Source organism: Intrasporangium chromatireducens Q5-1 (assembly GCF_000576575.1).
Lineage (GTDB): Bacteria > Actinomycetota > Actinomycetes > Actinomycetales > Dermatophilaceae > Intrasporangium_A > Intrasporangium_A chromatireducens.
On the sequence record NZ_AWQS01000623.1, the window covers coordinates 1 to 340 of the forward strand.

General features: G+C 64.4%; 1 protein-coding gene. It reads right to left on the bottom strand.

All coding sequences use genetic code 11. The features are described 5' to 3' along the window. Nucleotides 1–16 precede the first annotated feature (16 nt). The coding region (locus tag N864_RS23165) for an IS630 family transposase (RefSeq protein ID WP_034723300.1) at nt 17–340 on the bottom strand (324 nt) is incomplete at its 5' end.

Below are 340 nucleotides of genomic sequence, written 5' to 3' on the forward strand. Positions count from 1 at the left end.
CTAGTGGTCCGTCTCATTATTGGTTAACCACTTGGTCGAGTTTCCGGCGTGCTCGCGCGACTTTGGCGAGGATGGATTCGGCGGTGGCGGTCCACACGAAGGGGACAGGTTCGGCGTTGTGCGCCTGCAGGTAGTCCTCGATCGCGGCGATCAGGTCGGGCACCGACGCGAAGCTGCCTCGGCGCAGCGCCTTGGCGTCCAGGTCGCGGAACCACCGCTCCACCTGGTTGAGCCACGAGGAGGAGGTCGGCGTGAAGTGCAGGTGGAACCGCTTGTGGGTGGCCAGCCAGCGCTGGACGTTGGCGTGCTTGTGCGTGCTGTAGTTGTCCAGGATCACGTG